We start from the raw sequence: 23607 nt of genomic DNA on the forward strand, positions 1-23607 counted from the left end.
TTCTCCCCCCACCCCCCCGCCGCCTCTCAACCCCCGGGCCCCCCCCCCCCCGGGGGCCACGGCTCACCCCCCCACCCGGCCGGGGGGGGCCCCCCCCCGCCAGGGGAGGCAACGCGCGGCGTTCCACTCCCGACGGGACCACCACTGTGCACACCCTCCACACCCTCCGCACCCACGTCGCCCGTCTCGTGCTGATCGGCCTGGCCGCCGCACTGGCGGTGCTCGGCGCCGCAGGCACGGCCGAGGCGCATCCCTTCGGCACACCGCCGGTCGCCCAGGTCGAGGCCGAAGGCCGCACCGTCGACATCACGTGGTCGGCCCAGCAGAACGACCTTGAGGTCCTGCAAAAGGCTGCCAAGGGGGATGAGGCGGCCTACCTCGGCTCGCACATCACCGTGCACCAGGGCGGGCGCGCATGCCGGCTCGGGGCGGTGGACACTGCGCGGCTCGCCGGCAAGGGCGCCCTCATCCACTACAGCTGCCCCGAACCCGTTGACACGGTCGCCCTGACCATCACCGCACTGACCGACGTCAACCCGGCCTATCGCACGATCTCCGTGACAAAGAAGGGCGGCGGCGGCCTGCACACAGCAAGCGCCCCCACCCATGCCCTCGCCCTCGGCGGAGCCGGCTCCGCCGCCACCGCGTCCACGGCACCGACAACCGTGTGGACCACAGACCTTGCGGCACTGCTGGACCACGGCGTCGTACTGCCACTGGCCCTTCTCATCTCGGCAGCCGTGGGCGCCTTCCACGCCTGCGCCCCCGGCCACGGAAAGTCGCTCGCCGCCGGATACCTCGTAGGCGGCCAGGGCAGAGCGCGGGACGCGGTGTGGCTCGGCGCCATCGTGGCCGTCATGCACACCGCATCGGTCGCCGTACTCGCCGTGGGCTGGTGGCTCGCCGCCCAGCAAGCACCGGACGTCGCAGCGGTGACGAACTGGCTTCAGCTGATCGCAGCCCTGGTCGTGGTCGCCGTGGGCATCGGCCTGCTACGGCGCCACCTGATCAACCGGAAGCACGGTCACAGCCATGGACACCACCATGGCCACGATCACGGGCATGACCACGATCACCACCACGGCCACGGCCACAGCCACCACCCGACGTCCAAGTCTCTGCTCACCTGGCGCGGCATCTTGCTGCTCGGCACGTCCGGCGGCCTGCTCCCCTCCCCGTCGGCGTTCCTCGTCCTCCTCAGCGGACTGTTGACCGGCCGGGTCGGTGCGGCGATCGCGATGGTGGTGGCGTTCGGCGTCGGCATGGCGCTGACCCTTACCGGTGTCGGCCTTGTGGTACTGCGCGGTCGCGACGCGTTCCTCGCCCGAGCCTCGGCCTCGCCCGCGCTGCGCACCTGGAGCACCCGCATCCCGGTCATCGCCGCCTGGGCCGTCGTCACCGGCGGCACCGTCGCATCAGCCATCGCCGCCGACCGCGTCCTGGCATCGTGATCCTGAGCAAGAGGCGGCGGCGCCTGCCAACGCGCCCGTCCTCGGCGTCGGTCACCATCGGGAGTTCAGCCGACGCCACCACGAGCGGACACCGGGCCGGGTCGGCACGGGCGTCGGCTCGGCGTGCCTCGCCGACGGCCGCATGTGCAACCGCCCTCGCTGTAGCCGCGCCAGCCCGGCCAGCTGTCCCGCTGGATCCGCACCGCCAGCAGCCCGTTCGCCTCCGGCAGCCCTGCCCGCACCTCCTCGCCCAGGCCCCGACAGGCCAACCCGCAGGTCAGAACGCGCAGGTGACCAGCATCTGGTGGCGGCGGATGACGGTGTCGGAGCGGACCCCTGGGCGGGAATCTCGGTGTCGCGTCGGGCGTCGTACAGGGCCCGCTGTTCGCCGCGGTGGACGCCGCTGATGGTCAGCCTGTCCGGCTTGTCGAAGTGCGGCATCGACTGGTCGTGCTGCAACTCAAGGTATTCGATCACGAGTTGACTACCGGGCCAGTAGGCGCCGACGGGCAGCCTGGCGCGCCGCCCGCACGCCCCCGGGTCTCCCAGGAGCCAGTCGAACCTGTGCTGCGTCAGGGCCGTTTCGCCAAGCACCTGATTGCACAGGTCGACGACGTACGCCTCGCCGCTTTCGTCCTTCTCCGTGCCGTCGTCGTGCGCCTGCCAGGGACTACGGGAGAGCCTTTAGAAAGGAGCTTCAGCCGAGCTGTGACGGTGGACGACGTGGGTCACCCCGGCCGGCCCAGGGTGAAGGTCGTGAGCACCGCCGCGTGGTCAGACGGCCAGTCGTTGCCGGCGACATCGAGCCAGGCGCACGGAGTGACGGTGACGACGGCGCGGGAGTCGAGGGCTCCGAGGCCCCGACCGTTGTGGAGGACGTAGTCGATGCGGTCCTGTGGCTCGGGGCGGCCGCTGCCGTCCTCGCGTTCGGGATGGATGGGGGACCATGTGTGGCCGGCGTCGGCGATCGGGTCCGGGTGGGCCTCGCGGTAGGAGTCGCGCAGGCCGGCCTCCTCGGCGGCTTTCGTCACGGGCCAGGCGACGTCCGGCCGGTCCAGATGGGAGGGGGTGTTGAAGTCCCCGACGAGCACCACGGGCGTCGTGGCGTCGGACGCCTCGGCGATCCACCGCAGCGCGTCCCGCATCTGCGCGAGCCGCATCTCCTCGTGAGCGATCAGCTCGGCAGCGGGAGCCCGTCGAAGGCGGACTCGTAGGGCCCGTACGGCGTGCAGTGGAGGTGGACGGTCCACACGTCCACTTCGTACGCTCCGCCGATTCAAATGCGGACGCCCGCCGCTCCGTAGAAGCCGACAGCGGGGTCGCCGAGGCGAGCGGTGACCGGGTGACGGCTGATGATGCCGACGTTTTCGCCCGCCCGGTGGTCGTACCTGTCGTACCAGCCGAGCGCCTCGGCGAGTTTCTGGGCCGCGGTGCCGCCGGCCTCCTGCAGGCCCACGACATCGGACTCGGTGTCCAGATGACCTTGGTCAGCGACATGCATGACGTGTACCACCAGCAGACGAAGAATCTTCTGGTGTCGCACTCGGCGAAGAAGCTCGGCTTCTTCTAGAGGCACAAGAGAAGGCGCCTGAACTGGGCTTTTACCCGTCAGGCGCCTTTCGCTAGGCCCTATTGCAGCAGGGCCAGGACTGTGATGTAACTCCCAGTTCCTCCCACTCCCATCCCGCTCCCGACCAGCGCTTCCGGACCAGTCACGGACCAAAATTCAGGATCACGAACACCCCTCCGCAGTTGACGGACGGATACGGCATCCCTCTGGTCACCGACCCCGCCCCAGCGAACACCCGCGATCACACGCTGCTGTCCGCCACCTTCGACGCCTTACCGGTCTGCAAGCGGCTCTCGGGCCGCTGCCCGAGAGCCCGCGCTTGAGCCTGGACGCTGGCTACGACTACCGCATGGTCCACCAAGATCTCCGCGTCAGGCGCATCACCGGCGAGATCGCCGGACGTGGCGCGAAAACCCCGATCCAGGTCGGTGGGCGCTGGGTGGTCGAGCGTACGAACTCCTGGATGAACAACTTCGGCAAGCTCCGCCGCTGCACCGGGCGACGAAGGGTTCCCATCGAGTTCTTCATCGCCCTGGCCAGCGCGATCATCACCGTCCGCTGCCTGATCCGGCGCGCCTGGACCCTCTACCGCTGGGACACCCGCCCTCGAATCCCCCGCATCCGATGACCTACTGGCGGACGCTCCTAGCTAGCCTTTGTGCCAAGTACCGTGCCTCGTCGCAGGGCCTCAGCCCGCTGCCGAAAGTAAGGGACAGAACACGCGGGATCTTCCTGACCCACCAGGCCAAGGGATCGCCGCAGTCCAAAGACATCGAGCATGCCCTGGCCGCCACCACCGAATCCTTTGATCTCGCAAGCCGCATCGGCGCCGAGCGGTGTGTGACCCTGGTCCGCGAACTCGCACCAGCGTTCAAGCCCTACCGCCAGGTGGACGGTGTCGCCGACTTCACCGAACGCCGACGGGCCGCATAGCGGCATTGCGACTCGCGCAGGCGCAGGACCTCCAACTGGTCCACGGCCCGCGCGTCGACCAGTTCACAGGCCAGACACCCGCGGCATGGCAATGACTGCCCACTGGAAGCCTTGGGAGGGGCGTGCCGCACCACGCGACTGGGCCGCCGCCCGGCCTGCTCCATATCCGCGCGTCCGACGGCGAGGAACCCACCCGTCAGCAGGACGGCCGGACTGCGGACTCGGGTGCGAGGACCATAGTGGCTGAGGCACCGTCGGCGACGGCGGACCGGGCGGGAGCCCAGTCCACAAGGAGTTCCGCAGGGCCCGGTGCAGCCCGAATCGAATGTCCTCCATTACTGCGGCGGTCCTCACCCTGGAGTGGCAACGCTCAAAGAGCTCGATGTCTCTTGTCACAGGGCTGAATGGGGGTGAACCGATGGTTTCACACGGTTGAACCTTCGCAGCTGAGGCGAAGTTGGGGCGACCACAGCGGAACCCCGTGGGGCGGCCGGACCGATCTTCTTAGCCGAAGCATGTCAGTCACCCCGAGGAGTCGCCTGATGTCGAGTATCACGTCCGCCGAGATATGTACCGCCCCGGCGAGCGACAGATCCGCACCGCCCAAAGGCCACGCCCTGCGGCTCGACATCCAGGGGCTGCGCGCGGTGGCCGTCGGACTGGTGGTGCTCTCCCACGCCGGCGTGTCTCAGGTCAGCGGCGGTTACATCGGTGTCGACGTCTTCTTCGTGATCTCCGGCTTCCTCATCACGTCGCTGCTGCTGCGCGAACTCGCCACCACCGGCCGGGTGTCGGTCCGTTCCTTCTACGCCCGCCGGGCACTGCGGCTGCTTCCCGCGTCGTCCCTGGTCATCACCGTCACGCTGGCCGGGGCGTGGCAGTTCCTGTCGAAGGCGCGGCTCGCCGAGTACGCGGGCGACGCCCTCGCCAGCGCACTGTACGCGGTCAACTTCCGGCTGGCGGCGGCCGGTACGGACTATCTCGCCCAGAACAGCCCGCCGTCGCCGTTCCAGCACTTCTGGTCGCTCGCCGTGGAGGAGCAGTTCTACCTGGTGTGGCCGCTGCTCCTGCGGCTCACCTGGCGGGTCGCCCGCGGTCGGCGCCGACTGGTCGCGGTGGCGCTCGGGGTACTGTGCCTGGGGTCGTTCGCGGCGGGCGTCCTCATGACGAACTCCTCGGCTCCCTGGGCGTACTTCGGCTCCCTTACCCGGGCCTGGGAACTGGGTGTCGGCGCGCTCCTGGCGCTGGGCACCGGCCGGCTGGAACGGCTGCCCGCCGCCCTCGCGGCCCCGCTGACCTGGCTCGGCCTGGCCTGCGTCACGCTGGCAGCGGTCTGGTACGACGACGAGACGCCCTTCCCCGGCTACCACGCACTCCTGCCGGTCGCCGGTACCGTGCTCGTCCTGACCGGCGGCTGCGCGCCCACCCCGCACGGCGCGGGGTGGCTGCTGCGGCGGCGACCGCTGGTGTGGCTCGGCGGACTCTCGTACGGCTGGTACCTGTGGCACTGGCCGCTGCTGGTCATAGCCCCGGCGGCGCTGGGCCGCGCAGACGGCACGGCCGACGTGCCGCTCGCGCTCGGGCTGTGCGCGGCGGCGCTGGGCCTGGCGTGGCTGACCCTGCGCCTCATCGAGAACCCAGTCCGCTTCCACAGGGCCTTCCGCAGGCGCCCCCGCCGCGTCCTGGTTCTCGGGGCCGCGCTGTCGGCTGGCGCCTCGGCGCTGTCCCTGACGGCTATGGCGGTCCCGCCGACGATCGAGGTGGGCGACCCCGCGCCCGCGCTGGCGAAGGCTCTCTCCGACGCACCGGCCCCGCAGGCGCGTCTCACCGAACTCCTGGCGTCGTCCCCCACCGCCCTGCCGAGCAACCTCGCCCCGCCCCTGCCGAAGGTGAGGTCCTCCCGCTCCGCGGTCTACCGGGACGGCTGCCACGTCGACTACGCCGCCACCGGCACCCGGCCCTGCGTCTACGGCGACCGGACTTCCTCCCGTACGGTCGTCCTTTTCGGCGACTCCCACGCGGCCCAGTGGTTCCCGGCCCTGCAACGGCTCGCAACCACACGCGGCTGGAAGCTGGTCTCGCTGACGAAGGCCTCCTGCAAGGTCGCCGACGTGACCATCGTCAGCGGTCACAAGCCGTACACCGCCTGCGACACCTGGCGCTCCAACGCCATGGCAAGGATCAAGACCCTGCGCCCCGACCTGGTCGTAGTCTCCTCCTCGGACGCCGGAGATCCGGCCCGCCCCGCCACCGACCCCCTCCACCAGTGGACCACCGGCTTCGAGAACACCTTCCGCAACCTGGGTACCTCCGGCGCCCGGGTCGCCGCCCTGCTCGACACCCCATGGCCCAAGGGCGACCCGATCGACTGCGCCGCCAGTAACTCCCTGCAACTACGCACCTGCGCGAACAACTTGCCGGACACGACCCGCAACGCGACCCGCGGTACCGCCCTCCGCACCGCCGCATCCACAACGGCCACCACAGTCATCGACCCCACCCCCTGGCTCTGCGCCCCCCGCACCGGAATCTGCCCCGTAGTCGTCGCCGACACCGCCGTCTACCGCGACGACAGCCACCTCTCGGAGGCGTACGCCGATGCGCTTGCCCCGGTTCTGGCGCCATCGCTGGACCGCCTCGTAGGTGCGCCCTGAACTGACGTTTCCCCGTGATCTCGGACACTCGATCTTTATGCCGCCAAGGCGTGTTCATGTAGTTGTCGGGTTTCGGCTGGGGTGAGGTAGCCGTGGACCTTGTGTTTGCGTAGACGACGGCGGTTGTAGAAGGTCTCGATGAACGCGAAGACCTCGGCACGGGCGGTGGGTCTGGCCAGACGCAGGTGCCGATCTCTTCTTTGAGTAGAGCCCAGAAAGTCTCCGCGGCGGCGTTGTCGAAGCATGATCCGGTGCGGCCGCAACTCTGCATCACTCCCAACTCACGTATCTCATCCCCGAATTCGGCCGACGTGTATTCGCTGCCGGTCGCAGGCCACCCCGGCCGTGGGCCATCTGCGGCGCGTCGACGACCAGGGAGGCGCGGTGGTGGTCGGCGATGGCGCAGCCGCCAACCTCGCGGGTAGCCAGGTCGAGCCGGCAGGTGAGGTAGAGCCAGCCCTCGGCGGTGGGCAGGAAGGTGATGTCCCCTGCCAGTCTGGTTCCCGGCACACTCGCGTGAAGGTCGCGGCTGAAGCTTCCTCGGGACCTTGGACACTCGTTGTCTACGCTGCGAGGGCGTGATGGTGTCGTTGCCTGTAAGAAACGTGCCGGCCGGACCCAGCACCCCCGGACGCAGGTGTACTTCACCGAGAGGTGACGCTTTCGCCACAAGTAGCGACCACAGCAGGGGAGTTCGAGTCGCCATCCATCTCGATGCGATCGACCCGGTCCTGGCCGACCACGAACGCTGCGCGTAGCCCGGTCCGACGCCGGCGCACTCCCCCACCGCCGACCATCTCGTCGCCTATGCCGGTCTCGCCCCGCGACCCGCAGTTCAGGTTCTTCGATTCGCGGCAAACAGCCGTCCCGGAGGAGAAACGCGCCGCGCATCACGTACACCACGACGACTATGTCGACGGAGGCCAGAGCAACGCTGCCGGCCGGCCGCCCCCACTCCCACACCGCCGCGGCTAGCTTGCAGGCAGCAGCAACTCCGTTACCTCCTTACGAATCCCAAGCGGCACAGTCCACTGCGTCCGCAGGGCGCCACAGCGCGGACCTCGTGTCTGCGGGATCTGCTCACGGGCATCCACCCCGGCCCGGAACGCGCCGTGGACCCCACGAAGAAGTCCGGACTCATCCTGCCGGGCCGCTACGTCACTGCGAGCGAGATCCGGCGCGCCGGAACCACCCGCATCGCTGGCTACCTGGGCAGGCATGGCGTCAGCAAGCAGACCGTGGCGCAGGCCCAGGTGGACGCCGCCGTGAACTCCGCACAGGCCCACCGCGTCGCGCCTCCCGGCGAACGGCGCACCGCCGAACTCATCCGCGAACTCGCCGACGAGCTGGCGGCTGGCAAGGCCCGCCTCAAGGCACTGGAAGACGAGATCGACCAGCTGGCCAACGCCCACCCTGACGGGGCCCTCATCCGCAGCCTGGCGGGAAGTGGGGCTGGTCTCCCGGGCGACGGCGGCTGAGACTCAACCGTTCCCTAGGGTGGGACGTCCCACTTTCTCCCGGAAACGCGTGGGACGGAATCTTTGTCCTACGGCTAGGAAACGCTGAGCGACACAGGGTCTCGCTCAGCCGATCCTGAAGACACCCTCGTAGGAGAGTCCATGAATCGCACGATCCAGCGCAGCCTCGTGGCCACGATTGCGGCGATCGCGGTGTTGCCCGCTGCAGTCGTTTCCGCCGACACCGCTGCCGCACAGCAGCGGCACACGGCGCCTCACCAGCAGATGCCCCACCGACGAACGGCCCCGCCCCAGCTGTGGGCGCCCAGCCACTCCACGACCCGGCCCGTTACCAGCACCGGCTACGTCCAGGGCCGTGTGGTAACCCGCCACATGCCGCTCAGGATCCGCTCCGGCCCGGGCACGGGCTACCGGGTCATCGGCTCGCTGCGTCCCGGCAGCACGGTCCACATCCCCTGCAAGAAGTACGGGCGCAACGTCCGCGGCAACCACCGCTGGTACAAGCTCTCCCACAGGAAGGGCTACGTCTCCGCCCGCTACGTCCGCAACGTGAGCGCCATCCCCTGGTGCTGAGCCGCTGTGCCCGCCCGCCCCGCTCACGGGGCGGGCGGGCCCGTTCCACGAAGCTCACGAGCAAGCGAGGAGACCCCCTTGTCCCTTTCCCTTCCATCCAGTCCGGGCCGCAGAGCCGTCCTCGGCTTTGGAGCTGCGGTCGCACTGGCCACCGCATTCCCCGCCGGCAGGGCAGAAGCCCAGCCGAAGGCTCAGCCGGCCAGCCTGGCGCCGGCGGGCAAGCCGTGGGTCCAGGGTGTACGGCTGCACCACTCCACGGTGCTGCAGTCCTTCGCCTTCGACGAGCGGCACGGCCACATGTACGCGCTCCAGGTCATGGAGGGCGGCGTCCGGCTGCCGGGCGAGCCGCGCGCGTACACCCATGCCGAGCGCACGGCCCGCGGCGACATGTGCCTGAACCGGCTCACCATGGGCGGCGCGCTCACCGGCGATATGTACCTGCTGGGCTTCGGCCACGGCAGCGCCCTCGGCGTGGAGGACACGGCCCGCCGCGCCGGCGCTCTGTGGACGGAGTGGGACGCACAGCCGGCCTCCGGCTACGGCCGCGGCATCTGCCGCTTCACCTTCACCGCGGGCCGGGTGCTGACCCGCGCCGGCCGCAGGATTGCCACGCATCGCCCGCTCCCCGGCTCCACGAATAACCAGGTGGCCCTCGACCCGGCGCACAACCGGCTGCTGCTGCGGTACAAGGTGGGCGGCATACCGCGCTACGGGGTGTACGGGCTCAAACAGTTCGCGGCCGGGAACTTCCGGCCAGTCACCGGCTTCGCTCAGCCCGGCACCGAACTGGGTCTCCCCTTCCAGGGCATGGCGCTGTACGGCCCATACGCCTACCAGCTGCTCGGCCACGGATACGGCGCTGACAACCCCGCCGGCTCGGCCGGCGACGTCCGTCTGTTCCGTATCGACGTGCGTACCGGCCGCGTGGTGCAGCAGGTGCTGGACCACACTGCGAGGGGGCTCTACCCGCGCGAGCCGGAGGGCCTGGCTGTGCTGCGCCGGGGCGGGCCCTGGCTGTGCCTTGGCTTCACCCAGGGCCCGCCCTCGGACCGCACCTTCTCTCTGTACTACAAGCCGATCGCCCGATGACTCCGGCCGTGCGTGTGGCCGCCCTGCCCCCAGGGCACACATCACGCGATCCGGAATGAACCGGATGCCTGATAGAAGGACTGGGAACGGCATGAAGGAGCAAGCGACGGCTCGCTGGCAGCAACTGCCCGACTCGCTCGGCCCCGACGGGCTGCTGCTGGTGGAGCGGCTGCGCGACCTCAAACAGCAGACCGGGCTGAGCCTGGCCGCGCTGGCCACACACACCGCCCACAGCAAGTCCTCATGGCACCGTTATCTCAACGGCGTCAAGCTCCCGCCGCGTACCGCTGTCGAGGCGCTGGGGCGACTCGGGGACACTGAGATGGCGCCGCTGGTCGCCCTGTGGGAGAACGCCTGCCGGGCCGAGACCAGACCGCTGAGCGCGGCGCCCCAGCCCTCTGCGCCGCGGCTGCCGCTAGCGGCGGCTGCCCGGGCGCGACGGCTGCGGACGGCCGTCGTGCTGGCTGTCTCCGCCATGCTGGGCGCCGTGGCCTGCGCCGTGGGTGCCCCGGCCCTGTCGGGCGGCAGCCCGGACCGGCAAGCGGCGTCCTGCCGCAAGGAAAGCTGCCGGGGGCAGTATCCGGGCTCCTCCCGCTGCAACCGGGATGCCCGCACTGAGAGCACCATCACTGAGGATGCCTACGCCGTACGGCTCCGGTTCAGCCCGTCCTGCGCCACCGTCTGGTCCGAGGTGGAGACGGACGCGCGCGGTGGCACCCAAGAGGTCTCGATCCGATCCGGAGCGGACGAGCTGCTCGCCTCGCACCGGGACAGGGTGACACACGGCAAAAGCAGCCCGATGCTACCCGCGACCAGCCCGAAGGGGGCCGAGGCGTGCGTCGAGATGGCGGACCGACTGGCCTGCACCGGGGCCGTACACCTCTCCGCGGATCTGCCGGAGGCCCGCTGACGCTCTCCTCCACCCATGTGCCTTGTGCGGGCAGGCCCGTGAAGCTTTCATGAAGCCCTACGGCGGAGCATGCGGCGGGTGAATGCTGCTGCCGACGTCCCCTACAGGCCGCCCTCCGCCGCCCGGCCCGTGCGCCGGCGGGATCACGATCGCCTGCCACGACCGACCGGCCATGACGAGGCCCCGGCAACCCACCGGCGAGCCCGCCGACCACGTCGCTGGTGTTCTGGCGCAGCGTCTGCTCCTGCTTGGCCCGGCACCGCGGCCCTGGTCTCCCACGTGTCGCCTCCAGCGGGTATCTGGCCGCCTGCAGGGAGCGGCAAACTGGGCCACAGAGCGCACAGCAGCGCCGGACCGACAGCCGGTCCGGCGCTGCCGGGTCCCGGGGTCGCCCCCTGGTTGCCGTCGTCGAGAGTCTGGTTCCTCACCAGCCGCCGGAGCTGAGTTCGACGCGGGTGTTGAGGCCGTCCCTGCCGTTGCCCTTGTAGAAGTAGAGCTTCCCGGTTGCGCCCGGCTGGGACGCGACGGCTACCAGGTCACCCGTACCGTCACCGGTGAAGTCACCGCCGGCGTAGTCCGAGATGCCGTTCCAGCCACGGGAGCCGATCTCCGTCCGGGAGGACCCGCCATCGATGGTGCCGTTACCGTGCCCCCGGTAGAGATAGAGCTTCCCGGTGGACTTCTCGGTGGCGACGATGTCGTCCCTGCCGTCCTTGTTCATGTCACCAGGACTGACGATCTTGTCCATGCCGTTCCAGCCACGGGAACCGATCTCCGTCCGGGAGGACCCGCCATCGATGGTGCCGTCACCGTGCCCCCGGTAGAGGTAGAGCTTCCCGGTCGACGTCTCGACACCGCCGAGGTCATCCCTGCCGTCACCCGTGAAGTCACCGACGAAGATGTTGCTGATCCCGTTCCAGCCGCCGGAACCGATCTCCTTACGACTGCCCAGCCCGCTACCGGTACCGGGGTAGAGGTAAAGCTTTCCGCTCGCGACCGCGGTGCCGACGAGATCGTCCCTGCCGTCACCCGTGAAGTCACCGACGGCCAGATTCGCCATGCCGTTCCAGCCACCCGTGCCGAACAGTACCGGCGAGGTCAGGCTTCCCGTGCCCGTACCGGGGTACAACCACAAGTTGCCCGTCGCCACCTGAACGGCCACCAGGTCCTTCTTGCCGTCCCCATTGAAGTCACCGGCCGTCAGATTTGTCATACCCGGGTCGCCCATGGGCACAGCCGCGCCGACGTCGACGTAGTCCCGGTCGATGTTGACCGTCGTCCCGCTGTACGACTCGGTGACATTGCCCGCGTACTGGTGAACACGCTGGTGGTCGGACCAGTACCCGGCGGGGATGTTCACGTCGGCGGTGTTGGCTTCACCGTTCCAGTTGCCGGACCAGACCACGTCCGGACGCTCCAGCGTCGTGGATGAGTAGACGGAGGCGAGGTCCTTGATGCCACTGGAGGAGGAGCTGTACACGCCCGACCGGTAGCGCAGTTCGTGCAAACGGGCGGACCAGCCGGAGAGAAAGTTGAGGACGTTGGTGCGGTACCCCGAGGAGTACGCCTCCATATCGGTGTAAAGCACCGTGCCGGGGACAAATCCGAGCCCTTGTGCCAGATCGACCGCCGCATCGGCGGCCGACCGGCCCTGGCTGGCCGCGCTCGATGAGGAGATGCTTCCCGCTTGGAGCCCCGCGTAGATGGGGAGCAGATGCCAGCCACGGCTGCTCTGCTCGGCCACCCAAGAAGCGGTGAGGTTCGGCTGGGAGCAGGCCCGGCTCGGACCGCCCATGTAGATGCCCACCCCTCTGTAGGGCGAGGACGCCCAGTCCGCCATGGCGGCCGAGGAGGGTGCCGAGCAGGCATCGAAGGCTTTGCCGGTGTAGCCGGTGCTCGGGACCGCGGAAGCGGCGGCCGCGAAAGCCGGGGCCCGGGGCGCCGGAACCGTCTGCGGTTCGGCCGTGCTGCCAGTGGTGACGGAGGCCAGGATCTGCTCGATCGCTGCCGTCGAAGAGCCGTGACTGACCGTTGCATAGACGCCGGCGCCCTCGAAGGCCAGCCGTACTTCGCGGGAGTCGCCGGCCGGGAGGGCACTGGGAGCGGGGGAACCCACCGGGACTTTGACGGTGGGCACATCCTCTCGGGGCGCAGCTCCGGTGAACGGCTCCAGCACAATCGCTTCGGTCTTCGCCGCGATCAGGTGGCTGGGGCAGAACTGCTCGGCTCCCGGATGCCCCAGGTACACGGTGTGCTGATCGAGTCGTACGCAGGCGTTCGGATCCCTCTCCAGGTCCACCAGCCTCCACCCGGCCGGAACGTCGATGGAGAGTCCCCAGTACTCGACGTGGGTGAGCCGTTCCGCCGCCAAGGCGGTAGCGGAGTGCTGGAACATGGCGGTCAGTCCGATGGCGGCAATGAAGGCAGAGGCTGAACGGCGCAGATGTCGGATCTTCATTCTCTCTTCCCGGAGTTGGGCCGATGCGGCACGGCCAGCGCGGTCGGGGTGCGGGAGCGCACAGAGGCAGGCAGGGCCGCAGTGAACTCGGACCCGCCTGATGGGGTGCCACCGGACGCAGGTGCCGATCTCGATGCGGGCGTTGAGGCCACCCGTGCCGTCGACCTTGTGGAGGTAGGGGGTTTTCCGGTGGTGCCCGGCTGGGACTCGACGGCTGCCAGGTCACCCGTACCGACACCGGTGAAGTCACCGCCGACGTGGTCCGAGACCCCGTACCAAGCCACCGGAACTGATCTCCGTACGGGAGGAACGCCATCGATGGCGCCGCCGCCATGACCCTTGTACAGGTAAAGCGTTCCGATCGACGTCTCGACACCGCCGAGGTCACCCCCACCGTCACCCGTGAAGTCGACGACAAAGGTGTTGCTGATGCTGTTTCAGCCGTGGAACCGATCTCCGTAACCGACAGCCAGGTTCACTGTTGTCCGCGCATCCCTCGATCGGGCCGAACGTCACCGAGGCCACCCGATCGGTGTGGCCGGTGAGCGTGTCCCGCAGCGTCGAGGACCCGGCAGAGGTCGTATCCCACAGCCGCACTGTGCCGTCGTTACTGCCGGTGGCGAGGGTCTTGCCGTCGGGCGTCCTGCCGGGACGAACGCAGCCTTCTGGCCGCCGAACCCAAGCGATACCTCCACGCCCTCAACTCCGTGGGTGAAGGGGCCCAGCAGCGTCTCCATGTGCGCCTTGACGAGGCCCTACTCCGCTACCAGCTGCTGCACGTCGCCGCCCGCCTCACCCGCGGCGGACGCCGTCTCCGCCTACGGATCTCGGCGACCTGGCCCTGGAGACACGAACTGGCCACGGCCCTCCACCGCCTCGCCGCACTGCCCCGACCAGTTGGCTGACCGGCCGCCCTCCACCCACCCACGCCGAAGGACCCCGGGGACTCCGCCATGCCCAGGCAACAAAATCGCCTCGACCACCCCACAGTTGGTAATCAGCGACGCCGCTTCAACCCAACCGAAACGGCGAGGTTAACATCAATACCGGTAACTTAGTGCTTTGATATGCGTTTGTCCCGTTTCGTGGGGTGTGTCAATTTAACGGCTGATCTTGGTTGTTGAGGTTCAGTTGCTGGCCGGGGTGAGCCGGCCCTCGAAGGCGATCTGGAACGCGTTCAGGGGCGCCTTCCAGCGCATGGTCCACCTCTTGCGGCCCTTGCCGGTCGGATCGAGGCTCATCAGCGCCATGTAGACGCACTTCATGGCGGCGGCCTCGTTGGGGAAGTGCCCGCGGGCGCGGACGGCCTTGCGTATGCGGGCGTTCACGCTCTCGATCGCGTTCGTCGAGCAGATGACCTTGCAGATCTCGACATCGAAGGAGAGGAAGGGCACGAACTCGGCCCAGGCGTTCTCCCACAGCTTGATGATCGCCGGGTACTTCTTGCCCCAGGCGTCCTGGAACTCTCCGAAGCGTTCCGCTGCCGCGTCCTCGTTCGGTGCGGTGCAGACGGGCTTGAGCGCCTTGGCGATCTTGTCCCAGTCCTGGCGTGCCGCGCAACGGAAGCTGTTGCGCAGGAGGTGGACCACGCAGGTTTGCACGATCGTGCGGGGCCAGACCGCCTCGACCGCCTCCGGCAGACCCTTGAGCCCGTCGCAGACCAGCATCAGCACGTCGTCCAGGCCGCGGTTCTTCAGCTCGGTGAACACATGCAGCCAGTACTTCGCACCCTCGCCGCCGTCGTCGGCCCAGATTCCGAGGATGTCGCGGTGCCCCTCGGTCGTGACGGCCATGACGACGTAGACCGGCCGGTTCGCGACCTGCCCGTCCCTGATCTTGACGTTGATGGCATCCACGAACAGGACCGGATAGACGCGGTCCAGAGGCCGGTTGGCCCACTCGGCCATCCCCTCCATCACCTTGTCGGTGATCGTGGAGATGGTCTGCTTGGACACCTCGGCGCCGTAGACCTCGGCCAGATGCGCGGAGATCTCCCCGTGCGTCAGCCCTTTCGCGGACAGAGACAACACCATCTCGTCCACCCCGGACAGCCGCCGCTGCCGCTTCTTGACTATCTGCGGCTCGAAGGTGCCGGCCACGTCCCGGGGCACCTTGACCTCGACCGGACCGACGTCGGTCAGCACGGTCTTCGCCCGGGTGCCGTTACGGCTGTTGCCGCTGTTTTCCCGGCCGCCTCGTGCCTCTCATAGCCGAGGTGATCGGTGATCTCGCCCTCCAGGGCGGACTCCAGAACCCGCTTGGTCAGCTGTTGCAACAGCCCGCCCTCGCCGGTCAGCTGCAGGCCCTCGCTCCACGCCCGGTCGACCAGCATCGCGATCAACTGCTCGTCCGACGTGGCCGCACCGACCGGCTCAGCCACGGACTCGTGCTCGATCGTCATCTCACTCACTTGGCGTCTCCGTGATCAACAGATCCGCCGTTGATTAGACACTCCCGCCGCTGGGACCTGCTCGTGATCCCGCCCGAGACCGAGCCCGCCGCCGCGGCCCGTCTCATGGCCGCTGCCGCGATCCCCGGAAGCGTTCTCACCGCCGACATGCTGATGGCCAACATCCGCCGGCCCGCGCATCCGATGAGTATGTGGCGGGTGTCGCCTTCACCGGCGCCTGGGCCAAGGGAAAGATCCCGGACGCCCTTCTGTGCCGGAAACTTGAGGGCTGACGCCCGCGATGGGGAAGTACCGACGGCGGCCTCCGACGGTCCGCCGGGCCGAGCCATGTCGTTCCGCGTACGGACCTGAGCAGGCCGCGGGTGTGCGAAGCACGAGCGGCGCGTGTGGCGGGGTCACCCCTCCTTGAGGTGGCCTCGCCATTCGGGTGCTCGGGCGTCCTCGTCGCAAGCCCGACTGCCGTGGTGGCGCAGGTTGTCACAGGTGGATGCGGTCGACGCACCTGATGTCTTCGTGCTCGGCGAAGCCCCGGAGGGAGCCGGTCAGCGGAACGAGCACCGCCTTGGAGGAGGCGTAGTCAAAGGCCCGTTTCGGCGCGGGAGAGTGACCTACAGCCAACTCCCCTTCGTGTTCAGGACACAATCCCCGGCGAAATACCTCGCCGCCTTCCGCAGGATCTCGCGTTCCTCGACCAACTCGCGGACCTTCTTGCGCGGGGTCGCAATCTCCGCCTCCAGCGGCATGGGCGGCCCCGCCGGCACCTCCGCCCGGCATACCCGGGGCCCCTTCGCTCCGGCCGCGCGCCTGCTCAAAGGCTCACGTGGCGGACGGCCACCCGGCTTCGATGAAGAGCGGTACAAAGAACGCAACATGGCCCGTCATGCCGCCGCGGCAGGCGACGGACGGTGCCAGGTGATTCAGTGGCGCACGCCCCTAGACGTCCGATCTATTCTCCGGCAAAGATGTCCAACACTCTTGATGAATGCCAATGTTCACGTCACCCCCTCCGTGAAAGAGCCGATGAATAGCCCAGGAGACCTCACCGTGATCAATGAATCCCAACCGCAGCGACGAAGCGTCCTCAAGTTCGGCGGTGCCCTCGCCCTTGCACCTCTGATCGCTCAGCTGACCGGCGGAACCCCTGCGGGACAGGCCGTCGCCGCAGGGACCGGCGGGGCGGCGGCCGTCCAGTGGCCGACCCTGTCGCGCAAGGCGCTGAAATATTCCGTTCCCGCCATGGACTGGCAGTCGCAGGCCCTGCCGATCGGCAACGGCCGGCTCGGTGCCATGCTCTTCGCCGATCCCTACGAGGAGCGCATCCAGATCAACGAGCAGAGTCTGTGGGGCGGTGTCAACAACTACGACAACGCCCTCGCGGGCAAGCCGGACAGCGATTTCGACATCGGCATGACCGGCTTCGGCTCGTACCGGAACTTCGGTGACGTCGTCGTCACCTTCGCTTCCGGTTCGAAGGTCACAGCACCGGGTGGACCGTACAGCACCTCCTCGACGGAGGGCGTCGACAAGACATATGACGGTAACTCCAGCACCAAGTGGTGCATCGAGGCGCCCGGCTCGAAGGTGCAGTGGCAGGTCGAGCTCCCCGCCCCCGTCGAGGTCGCGTCCTACCGCCTGACGAGTGCCAACGACGTGCCGCAGCGCGACCCGCAGGAGTGGACGTTCCGCGGTTCCGCCGACGGCGCCACCTGGACCACGCTGGACAGCCGCACTCTGGCGACGCCCTTCGAGAACCGTTCCCAGACCAAGGAATTCGTCTGTACCGACACTGCGGCCTACCGCTTCTACCGGTTCGACTTCGTCCCCAAGACAGGAGTCAGCCACTTTCAGGTGAGCGAGATCGGTCTGTCCGGCGTCGACCTCGGCGGGGGCGGTTCGATGTACCTGTCGTCGCCGAGCGGGCACTCCGAGGGATCCGGTGCCGGGACCAGGTCCCGGGCCAGAGACATTTCGAGTTCGGTGGACGGCGATCCGGCCACGGTCTGGCGGGTCGACGCCGCCGCACCGGCGGTCATCTGGCAGGCCGACCTGCTCCGCGCGGTCGTCGTCACCTCGTACGCGCTGACGGCGGCCCCGGACCGTCCGCAGGACGACCCCCGGCGATGGGCGCTCGAGGCGTCGCAGGACGGGCGTGCCTGGGTGACCCTCGACACGCAGAACCCCGGGGCGCCCTTCACCAGCCGCGGCGAGACCCGGACCTTCCGGATCACCAACAGCACGGCCTACCGCATCTACCGGCTCACCCTGACCCCCGGCGCGTCCTCCACCGGCTTCCAGATCGGGGAGATCGCGCTGGAAGGCACGGGCTTCAACACGCGCACGCAGCCCACGGTCGTCGACTACCAGCGCACCCTCGACTTCGTCGAGGGTGTCCACGTCACCCGCTTCGGCGCGCCCGGACGGCGCGTCGTGCGGGAGGCTTTCGCCAGCCGGTCCGCGGACGTCATGGTCTTCCGGTACACGTCGGACAGCGCCCGGGGACTCTCCGGAGCGATCTCGCTGACGTCCGGACAGGACAAGGCCCCGACGACCGTCGACGCCGACGCCCGGCGGATCGCCTTCAGCGGTGTCATGGGCAACGGCCTCAAGCACGCGTGCACCGTCCAGGCCGTACACACCGACGGCGATTTGCGCGCCGACGGGTCGGTGCTCCGGTTCAGCGGCTGCACGACCCTGACGCTGCTCCTCGACGCCCGCACCGACTACAAGCTCGACGCCGCAGCCGGATGGCGCGGAGCCGATCCGGAACCGGTCGTCGTCAGGGCACTCGACAAGGCGGCCGCCCGGTCCTACGGCCAGCTGCGCGACGAGCACACCACCGAGATACGCGCCCTCATGAACCGCGTCTCGGTCGCCTGGGGCACCTCCGACGCCGCCGCCGTCGCTCTGCCGACCGACGCCCGGCTGGCGCGTTACGCGGCGGGCGGGGAGGACCCGACACTCGAGCAGACGATGTTCGACTACAGCCGATACCTGCTGATCAGTTCCTCCCGCCCGAACGGCCTGCCCGCCAATCTCCAGGGCCTCTGGAACGACAGCAACCAGCCGGCGTGGGCCTCCGACTACCACACCAACATCAATGTCCAGATGAACTACTGGGGAGCCGAAACGACGAACCTGTCGGAGTGCCACGACGCACTCGTCCGGTTCATCGAACAGGTGGCGGTGCCCAGCCGCGTGGCGACCCGCAATGCCTTCGGCAAGGACACACGCGGCTGGACCGCCCGCACCAGCCAGAGCATCTTCGGCGGCAACGCGTGGGAGTGGAACACCGTCGCCAGCGCCTGGTACGCGCAACACCTGTACGAGCACTGGGCCTTCACCCAGGACCTCACGTACCTGCGCGACGTCGCCTACCCGATGATCAAGGAGATCTGCCAGTTCTGGGAAGACCGGCTCGTCGAGAACGCGGCCGGCCAGCTCGTGTCCCCCAATGGATGGTCGCCCGAGCACGGCCCGCATGAAGACGGCGTGATGTACGACCAGCAGATCATCTGGGACCTCTTCCGGAACTACCTCGACTGTGCGGCGGTGCTCGACGTCGACCCCGAGTACCGGGCCACCGTCGCCGACATGCAGAAGCGGCTCGCGCCCAACAAGATTGGCCACTGGGGGCAGTTGCAGGAGTGGCAGACCGACCGGGACGACCCGAACGACATCCACCGCCACACCTCGCACCTCTTCGCGGTCTACCCGGGCCGACAGATCACCCCGAAGACGCCCGCCTTCGCGGCCGCCGCCCTCGTCTCGCTCAAGGCACGGTGCGGCGAGAAGGAAGGCGTCCCGTTCACGGCCGCGACGGTGTCGGGCGACAGCCGCCGCTCGTGGACCTGGCCCTGGCGGGCGGCCCTCTTCGCTCGCCTCGGTGACGGGCATCGCGCCCAGATCATGCTGCGCGGACTACTGACCTACAACACGCTGCCCAATATGTTCTGCAACCACCCGCCTTTCCAGATGGACGGCAACTTCGGCATCTCGGGCGCCGTGGCGGAGATGCTCCTGCAGAGCCACGACGGCGTCATCCACCTGCTGCCCGCCCTGCCGGACGAATGGAAGGCCGAGGGTTCCTTCACCGGGCTCCGCGCCCGTGGCGGTTACGAGGTCAGCTGTGAGTGGCGAAACGGGAAGGTCACGTCCTACAAAATCGTGGCCGACCGGGCTCGGAACCGGAGGAATGTCACCGTGCGGGTGAACGGCGTCGACAGGAAGGTGAAGCCGATCAAGCCCTGACGGCGGACACCGGCTCGCTGCCGCAGCAGCGAGGCCGACGGTCGTCCGCCGCCCGAGGCGGAGCGGCACCGGTCGTCGGCATGGCCGGTCTCTGCACAGGATCCTGTCGGCCGGTAGGAAATGCGCGCACCTTGCACGCCCTCGGCCATATGGCCGACAACCTCGTGCCCGGACTCGCATTCCTCGCCGACAACCTCAACCCGAGGCTGATCGTGCTGGGCGGCCAGCCTGTCTCCGGCAGCGAAGGCCTCGAACTCAAGGCCATCACCGCCGCCGCGCTCGGCAGCGCCGCCGTCAAGGGCGGCAAAGGCGGCGTCGGCGGCACCCTGCTCGCCGTCGCCCTCCTCGGCTGCCTCGAGAACGGCCTCACCGTCGAAGGCATCAACACCTACTGGCAGAACGTCGCCCAAGGAGCCCTCCTCGTCACCGCCGTCACCATCCAGCAGCGCCGCACCGGCGAACGTCCCCACTGACACCGGGCCGGAAACTCCGCCCCGGTGTCAGTGGGGACGAACAGCCCAGACCTCGATGTGCCCGGCAGTCCCCACCTCCCCCTCTCCTCTCTCACCCCGAGCCCAAAGGCGCCGCCATGACACCGGAACAACCAACAACACCAGCTCACCGAAGACGCGGCTGCGTGCCCGCATGGTGACTGCCTCGGCTGTTGCCGCCCTGCTCGCTCCTGTCGCCTGCCGAGCTGCTGCCTCAACCGCCCCGCCCACACTCGGCCTCACCTCGTGATCGGCAGGCCGGGCCAACCGGCACCTGCGCCCTCCAGAGCGCCACCCTCATCCGCCGAAGGGCCTTCCATGGCCGTTAAGCCCCTCTGCCCTGACCCTCAATCACTGCGCCCGCTGCGGGCACCCCCACCCCTCGGCACCGCCCAACTCTGACCGTGCACATGGGTCCGGCAGTGGATCGTCGAGCTATACCCACCGTTTCTGGACAACCGTCTGATCAACGAATTCATCAACTCGCATCCTCCTCCGCTCGTTCCGGGAACCGCAGGAAAGGTCATTCATGATGCGCCAACCACCCGCAATGCGCCTGCCATCCATGCGGGCCGTCCGCCGCGCCGTCGGCATGTTCCTCGTCGGCGTACTCCTCAGCTTCCTGGTGACGCCTGTCGGGGCGGCGCAGGGGGCGTCAGCAACGGTCGTACGGGTGACCGACTTCGGTGCGGACCCGACCGGGCGATCGGACAGCGCCGCCGCCGTGGCCGCCGCGTTGAAGCATGCCAAGTCGGTCGACGGCCCGGTCCGCGTGCTCTTCCCACACGGCAAGTACCATCTCTATCCCGAGCAGGCGGAATCGCGGGAGCTCTACATCTCCAATACCGCCGGAGCCGACGAACGCTACCGCAACAAGCGGATCGGTCTCCTCATCGAGGACATGAAGGATGTCGTGATCGACGGGGACGGATCACATCTGCAGTTCCACGGGCTGATGAGCGCCTTCGCCGTCATCCGGTCCCAGCACGTCACCGCGACGAACTTCAGCTTCGACTACACGACCCCGAAGGTCATCGACGCCACGGTGGCCGAAACGGGCACCGCCAACGGCAGCGCCTACCGGATCCTCGACGTCCCGCCGGGGACGCTGTACCGCGTAGCGGACAACCACGTCACCTGGCTCGGTGAGACCAGCCCGGCGACCGGCCAGCCCTACTGGAGCGGCGTCGACAGGATGCAGTACTCCCAGACCCACGACCCCGAAGCCCAGCGCACGTGGCGCGGCGGAAACCCGCTTTTCGAGAACGTGGCAGCGGTCACCGACCTCGGAGACAACCGCATCCGCATCGACTACCAGTCCTCCACCGCGCCGTCCGACCGGGGTCTGGTCTACCAGATGCGGCAGACGGCTCGAGATACCGCGTCCGGGTTCATCTGGGAGTCGAGCGACGTGACTCTCCGCGGGATCGCGGCCCGATACCTGCACGGATTCGGCATCGTCGGCCAGTTGAGCGAGAACATCACCATCGACGGCAACGAGTTCCGCACCGACCCCGCCACCGGACGTACGACCGCGGGCTTCGCCGACTTCATCCAGATGTCCGGGATCAAGGGGGCCGTGACCATCACGAACAACACCTTCGACGGACCGCATGACGACCCCATTAACATCCACGGTACGTACGTCGAGGTGACCCAGCGGCTCGCGCCGGACAAGTTGGTGCTGTCCTATATGCATAACGAGACGGCAGGCTTCCCCCAGTTCCATCCGGGCGACCAGGTCGAGTTCGTCGCGAAGCGCACCATGGCGGCCGTCCCCGGCGGCACCGCTACGGTCCGCAGCGTCGACGGACCGTCTGGTCAGGACCACGACAAACCCCTGACGACGATGACCGTGACATTCGACCGGGCGATTCCCGACGTCGTCACCGCGGGCGGTTTCGTCGCCGAGAACACGACGTACACGCCCTCGGCGCGGATCGCCGGCAACACCTTCCGGAACGTACCGACCCGGGGAATCCTCGTCACGACGCGGCGCCCCGTCGTCATCGAGGACAACATCTTCGACGGCATGTCCATGGCAAGCGTGTTCATCTCCTCCGATGCCTACCAGTGGTACGAGTCGGGGCCGGTGCGAGACGTGCGCATCCGGCGCAACACCTTCCTCCGACCGGCCAGCCCAGTGATCTTCGTTGAGCCGACAAACCAGGTACTCGACCCCAAGAACCCGGTACACCAGGGGATCCGCATCGAGCACAACGAGTTCCGTACCAGCAATGTCGAACTGGTGAACGCCAAAAGCGTCAGTGGCCTCACTTTCCTCGGCAACCACGTCAAACGCCTCGACCGCGACCAGTTCGTCGCCGTGCAGGCCAACAACCCGTGTCCCGCTGTGGGCGCCACGACGCGGGTCCGCGCCGTCGAGGCCAACGGACCCCACACCTCGTCCCTGTTCACCTTCCGCGGCTCGAGTGACGTCCTCATCCAGGACAACCGGTACGACAACGGGCTGAACCTGCGGGCCGACCTTGAGGCGACGCAAGCCGACCAGGTCACAGTGGACGGGGACGACATCCGGTTCGGGCAGGACAACATCCGTCCGGTGGTTGAGGCGCCGAAGTTCCGATCGAGCAAGCCACGGGTGCTGAAGGTCGCACCAGACGGTACAGCGACGGCGGTCGCCGCGGGCACCGCGGAGGTGACAGCGGTCATCAACACGGAGAACGGCCGGCTCGTCTCCCGCGCCCTGACGATGACCGTCGACGGCGATCCGGCATCACCTGAATGCGCCGTGCCGCCCACCCTGTCCGACTCCTGGACCGTGCTGCGTGACACCCCCAGCAAGCGCGCGGTTCTACCCGACGGGGCCCTGTCGCTCACCCCAACCGGCAGCAGTTTCCTCTGGGCCAACCAGAACTCGGCTCGCAACATCGTGTTGACCGACGTCGGCGGCGGCGAGGGGACGGCAACCGTGCAGATGGTCGGTAGGACCCAGCGCGGCTACATGGAGGCGGGCCTGCTGCTCTACCGCGGCGACAACGACTACATCGCTCTGCAGCGCAAGCACAACAACGGAACTCCCACCGTCACAGTCGTGACCGAGTCCGCCGGGCAGCCGGAGGAGAGCCGACGGATCGCCGCCCCGGATCAGTCCGCGCTCTGGCTGCGACTGGCCCGTACCGGCGATACGGTCATTGCCTCCGTGTCGACAAACGGCGTGGACTTCACACCAATCGGATCACCGATCTCCGCGGCGTGGCTCGGGCAGGCCCGGTTCGGCGTCATGGCAGAGGTGGAGAATCCGGGGTCCGACCAGCCGTTCGAGTTCCGCGACGCAACCATCAGCGGGAAGCAGGTGCCCTTCATGGACTAGCCGCAGGC

14 protein-coding genes and 5 pseudogenes are annotated in these 23607 nt (G+C 68.5%); 13 read left to right on the forward strand and 6 right to left on the reverse strand.

Annotation, left to right across the window (positions count from 1 at the left end; translation table 11 throughout):
* The first annotated feature begins 146 nt into the window (after nt 1-146).
* On the forward strand, nt 147-1451 hold the full coding sequence (locus ACFVYE_RS33015) for a hypothetical protein (RefSeq protein ID WP_389608020.1): 1305 nt from the start codon (nt 147-149) through the stop codon (nt 1449-1451).
* Nucleotides 1452-2179: 728 nt separating this feature from the next.
* On the opposite strand, the pseudogene ACFVYE_RS33020 reads toward ACFVYE_RS33015, so the two are convergent.
* A pseudogene (locus tag ACFVYE_RS33020) lies at nt 2180-2925 on the reverse strand (endonuclease/exonuclease/phosphatase family protein); the annotation flags it as partial.
* A 275-nt stretch (nt 2926-3200) separates the two neighbouring features.
* Here ACFVYE_RS33020 and ACFVYE_RS33025 point away from each other — a divergent pair.
* The 3 genes and pseudogenes from ACFVYE_RS33025 to ACFVYE_RS33035 all read left to right on the forward strand — a co-directional run.
* A pseudogene (locus tag ACFVYE_RS33025) lies at nt 3201-3649 on the forward strand (transposase); the annotation flags it as partial.
* Nucleotides 3646-3954, forward strand: a complete 309-nt coding sequence (locus ACFVYE_RS33030; protein WP_383977660.1) for a hypothetical protein — start codon at nt 3646-3648, stop codon at nt 3952-3954. The pseudogene ACFVYE_RS33025 and the gene ACFVYE_RS33030, both read left to right, overlap by 4 nt.
* 542 nt (nt 3955-4496) lie before the next feature.
* Nucleotides 4497-6608, forward strand: a complete 2112-nt coding sequence (locus ACFVYE_RS33035) for an acyltransferase family protein (RefSeq protein ID WP_383977658.1) — start codon at nt 4497-4499, stop codon at nt 6606-6608.
* A gap of 270 nt (nt 6609-6878) precedes the next feature.
* On the opposite strand, the gene ACFVYE_RS33040 is transcribed toward ACFVYE_RS33035, so the two are convergent.
* The gene (locus ACFVYE_RS33040) at nt 6879-7118 is read right to left on the reverse strand and encodes a hypothetical protein (RefSeq protein ID WP_383977655.1); all 240 of its coding nucleotides are present in this window, start codon (nt 7116-7118) and stop codon (nt 6879-6881) included.
* A 602-nt stretch (nt 7119-7720) separates the two neighbouring features.
* Here ACFVYE_RS33040 and ACFVYE_RS33045 point away from each other — a divergent pair.
* The 4 genes from ACFVYE_RS33045 (at nt 7721) to ACFVYE_RS33060 (ending at nt 10658) form a co-directional block, all read left to right on the forward strand.
* The gene (locus tag ACFVYE_RS33045) at nt 7721-8086 is read left to right on the forward strand and encodes a hypothetical protein (protein WP_383977653.1); all 366 of its coding nucleotides are present in this window, start codon (nt 7721-7723) and stop codon (nt 8084-8086) included.
* Nucleotides 8087-8227: 141 nt separating this feature from the next.
* Nucleotides 8228-8659 (forward strand): SH3 domain-containing protein, encoded by a 432-nt coding sequence (locus tag ACFVYE_RS33050; protein ID WP_383977650.1) that lies wholly within the window; start codon nt 8228-8230, stop codon nt 8657-8659.
* 78 nt (nt 8660-8737) lie between these two features.
* Complete coding sequence (locus ACFVYE_RS33055; protein ID WP_383979704.1) at nt 8738-9748, forward strand: teichoic acid biosynthesis protein C; 1011 nt, start codon at nt 8738-8740, stop codon at nt 9746-9748.
* A 91-nt stretch (nt 9749-9839) separates the two neighbouring features.
* On the forward strand, nt 9840-10658 hold the full coding sequence (locus ACFVYE_RS33060; RefSeq protein WP_383979702.1) for a DUF2690 domain-containing protein: 819 nt from the start codon (nt 9840-9842) through the stop codon (nt 10656-10658).
* A gap of 424 nt (nt 10659-11082) precedes the next feature.
* On the opposite strand, the gene ACFVYE_RS33065 is transcribed toward ACFVYE_RS33060, so the two are convergent.
* Nucleotides 11083-13116 (reverse strand): glycoside hydrolase domain-containing protein, encoded by a 2034-nt coding sequence (locus ACFVYE_RS33065; protein WP_389608021.1) that lies wholly within the window; start codon nt 13114-13116, stop codon nt 11083-11085.
* Nucleotides 13117-13512: 396 nt separating this feature from the next.
* A pseudogene (locus ACFVYE_RS33070) lies at nt 13513-13731 on the reverse strand (hypothetical protein); the annotation flags it as partial.
* Nucleotides 13732-13853: 122 nt separating this feature from the next.
* Here ACFVYE_RS33070 and ACFVYE_RS33075 point away from each other — a divergent pair.
* Nucleotides 13854-14021 carry a hypothetical protein gene (locus tag ACFVYE_RS33075; RefSeq protein WP_383977215.1) on the forward strand — a complete coding sequence of 56 codons (168 nt, stop codon included), beginning with the start codon at nt 13854-13856 and terminating at the stop codon, nt 14019-14021.
* Between the two features lie 222 nt (nt 14022-14243).
* Here ACFVYE_RS33075 and ACFVYE_RS33080 read toward each other — a convergent pair.
* A pseudogene (locus ACFVYE_RS33080) lies at nt 14244-15448 on the reverse strand (IS256 family transposase).
* A 126-nt stretch (nt 15449-15574) separates the two neighbouring features.
* On the opposite strand from ACFVYE_RS33080, the pseudogene ACFVYE_RS33085 reads away from it, so the two are divergent.
* Nucleotides 15575-15877 (forward strand): annotated as a pseudogene (locus ACFVYE_RS33085) (hypothetical protein); the annotation flags it as partial.
* A 257-nt stretch (nt 15878-16134) separates the two neighbouring features.
* On the opposite strand, the gene ACFVYE_RS33090 reads toward ACFVYE_RS33085, so the two are convergent.
* Nucleotides 16135-16269 (reverse strand): hypothetical protein, encoded by a 135-nt coding sequence (locus ACFVYE_RS33090; protein WP_383977221.1) that lies wholly within the window; start codon nt 16267-16269, stop codon nt 16135-16137.
* Between the two features lie 301 nt (nt 16270-16570).
* Between ACFVYE_RS33090 and ACFVYE_RS33095 the strand changes: the two genes are divergently transcribed.
* From ACFVYE_RS33095 to ACFVYE_RS33105, 3 genes are all read left to right on the forward strand, one after another.
* Nucleotides 16571-19774: a glycoside hydrolase N-terminal domain-containing protein gene (locus ACFVYE_RS33095; protein ID WP_389608022.1), complete on the forward strand. Its 3204-nt coding sequence runs from the start codon at nt 16571-16573 to the stop codon at nt 19772-19774.
* 149 nt (nt 19775-19923) lie between these two features.
* Nucleotides 19924-20247: a hypothetical protein gene (locus tag ACFVYE_RS33100; RefSeq protein ID WP_383977226.1), complete on the forward strand. Its 324-nt coding sequence runs from the start codon at nt 19924-19926 to the stop codon at nt 20245-20247.
* Nucleotides 20248-20815: 568 nt separating this feature from the next.
* Entirely contained in the window at nt 20816-23599 is a 2784-nt protein-coding gene (locus ACFVYE_RS33105; RefSeq protein WP_389608023.1) for a DUF1349 domain-containing protein, read from the forward strand.
* Nucleotides 23600-23607: the final 8 nt, after the last annotated feature.

It is taken from the genome of Streptomyces sp. NPDC058239, assembly GCF_042882185.1.
Classification (GTDB): Bacteria; Actinomycetota; Actinomycetes; order Streptomycetales; family Streptomycetaceae; genus Streptomyces.

Bases quoted from the DNA above. Each gene is read 5' to 3' on its own strand.
- ACFVYE_RS33030 (WP_383977660.1), top strand. From the start codon at position 3,646: ATGACCTACTGGCGGACGCTCCTAGCTAGCCTTTGTGCCAAGTACCGT.
- ACFVYE_RS33035 (WP_383977658.1), top strand. From the start codon at position 4,497: ATGTCGAGTATCACGTCCGCCGAGATATGTACCGCCCCGGCGAGCGAC.
- ACFVYE_RS33050 (WP_383977650.1), top strand. From the start codon at position 8,228: ATGAATCGCACGATCCAGCGCAGCCTCGTGGCCACGATTGCGGCGATC.
- ACFVYE_RS33060 (WP_383979702.1), top strand. From the start codon at position 9,840: ATGAAGGAGCAAGCGACGGCTCGCTGGCAGCAACTGCCCGACTCGCTC.
- ACFVYE_RS33065 (WP_389608021.1), bottom strand. From the start codon at position 13,116: ATGAAGATCCGACATCTGCGCCGTTCAGCCTCTGCCTTCATTGCCGCC.
- ACFVYE_RS33090 (WP_383977221.1), bottom strand. From the start codon at position 16,269: ATGCCGCTGGAGGCGGAGATTGCGACCCCGCGCAAGAAGGTCCGCGAG.
- ACFVYE_RS33100 (WP_383977226.1), top strand. From the start codon at position 19,924: ATGGCCGACAACCTCGTGCCCGGACTCGCATTCCTCGCCGACAACCTC.
- ACFVYE_RS33105 (WP_389608023.1), top strand. From the start codon at position 20,816: ATGCGCCTGCCATCCATGCGGGCCGTCCGCCGCGCCGTCGGCATGTTC.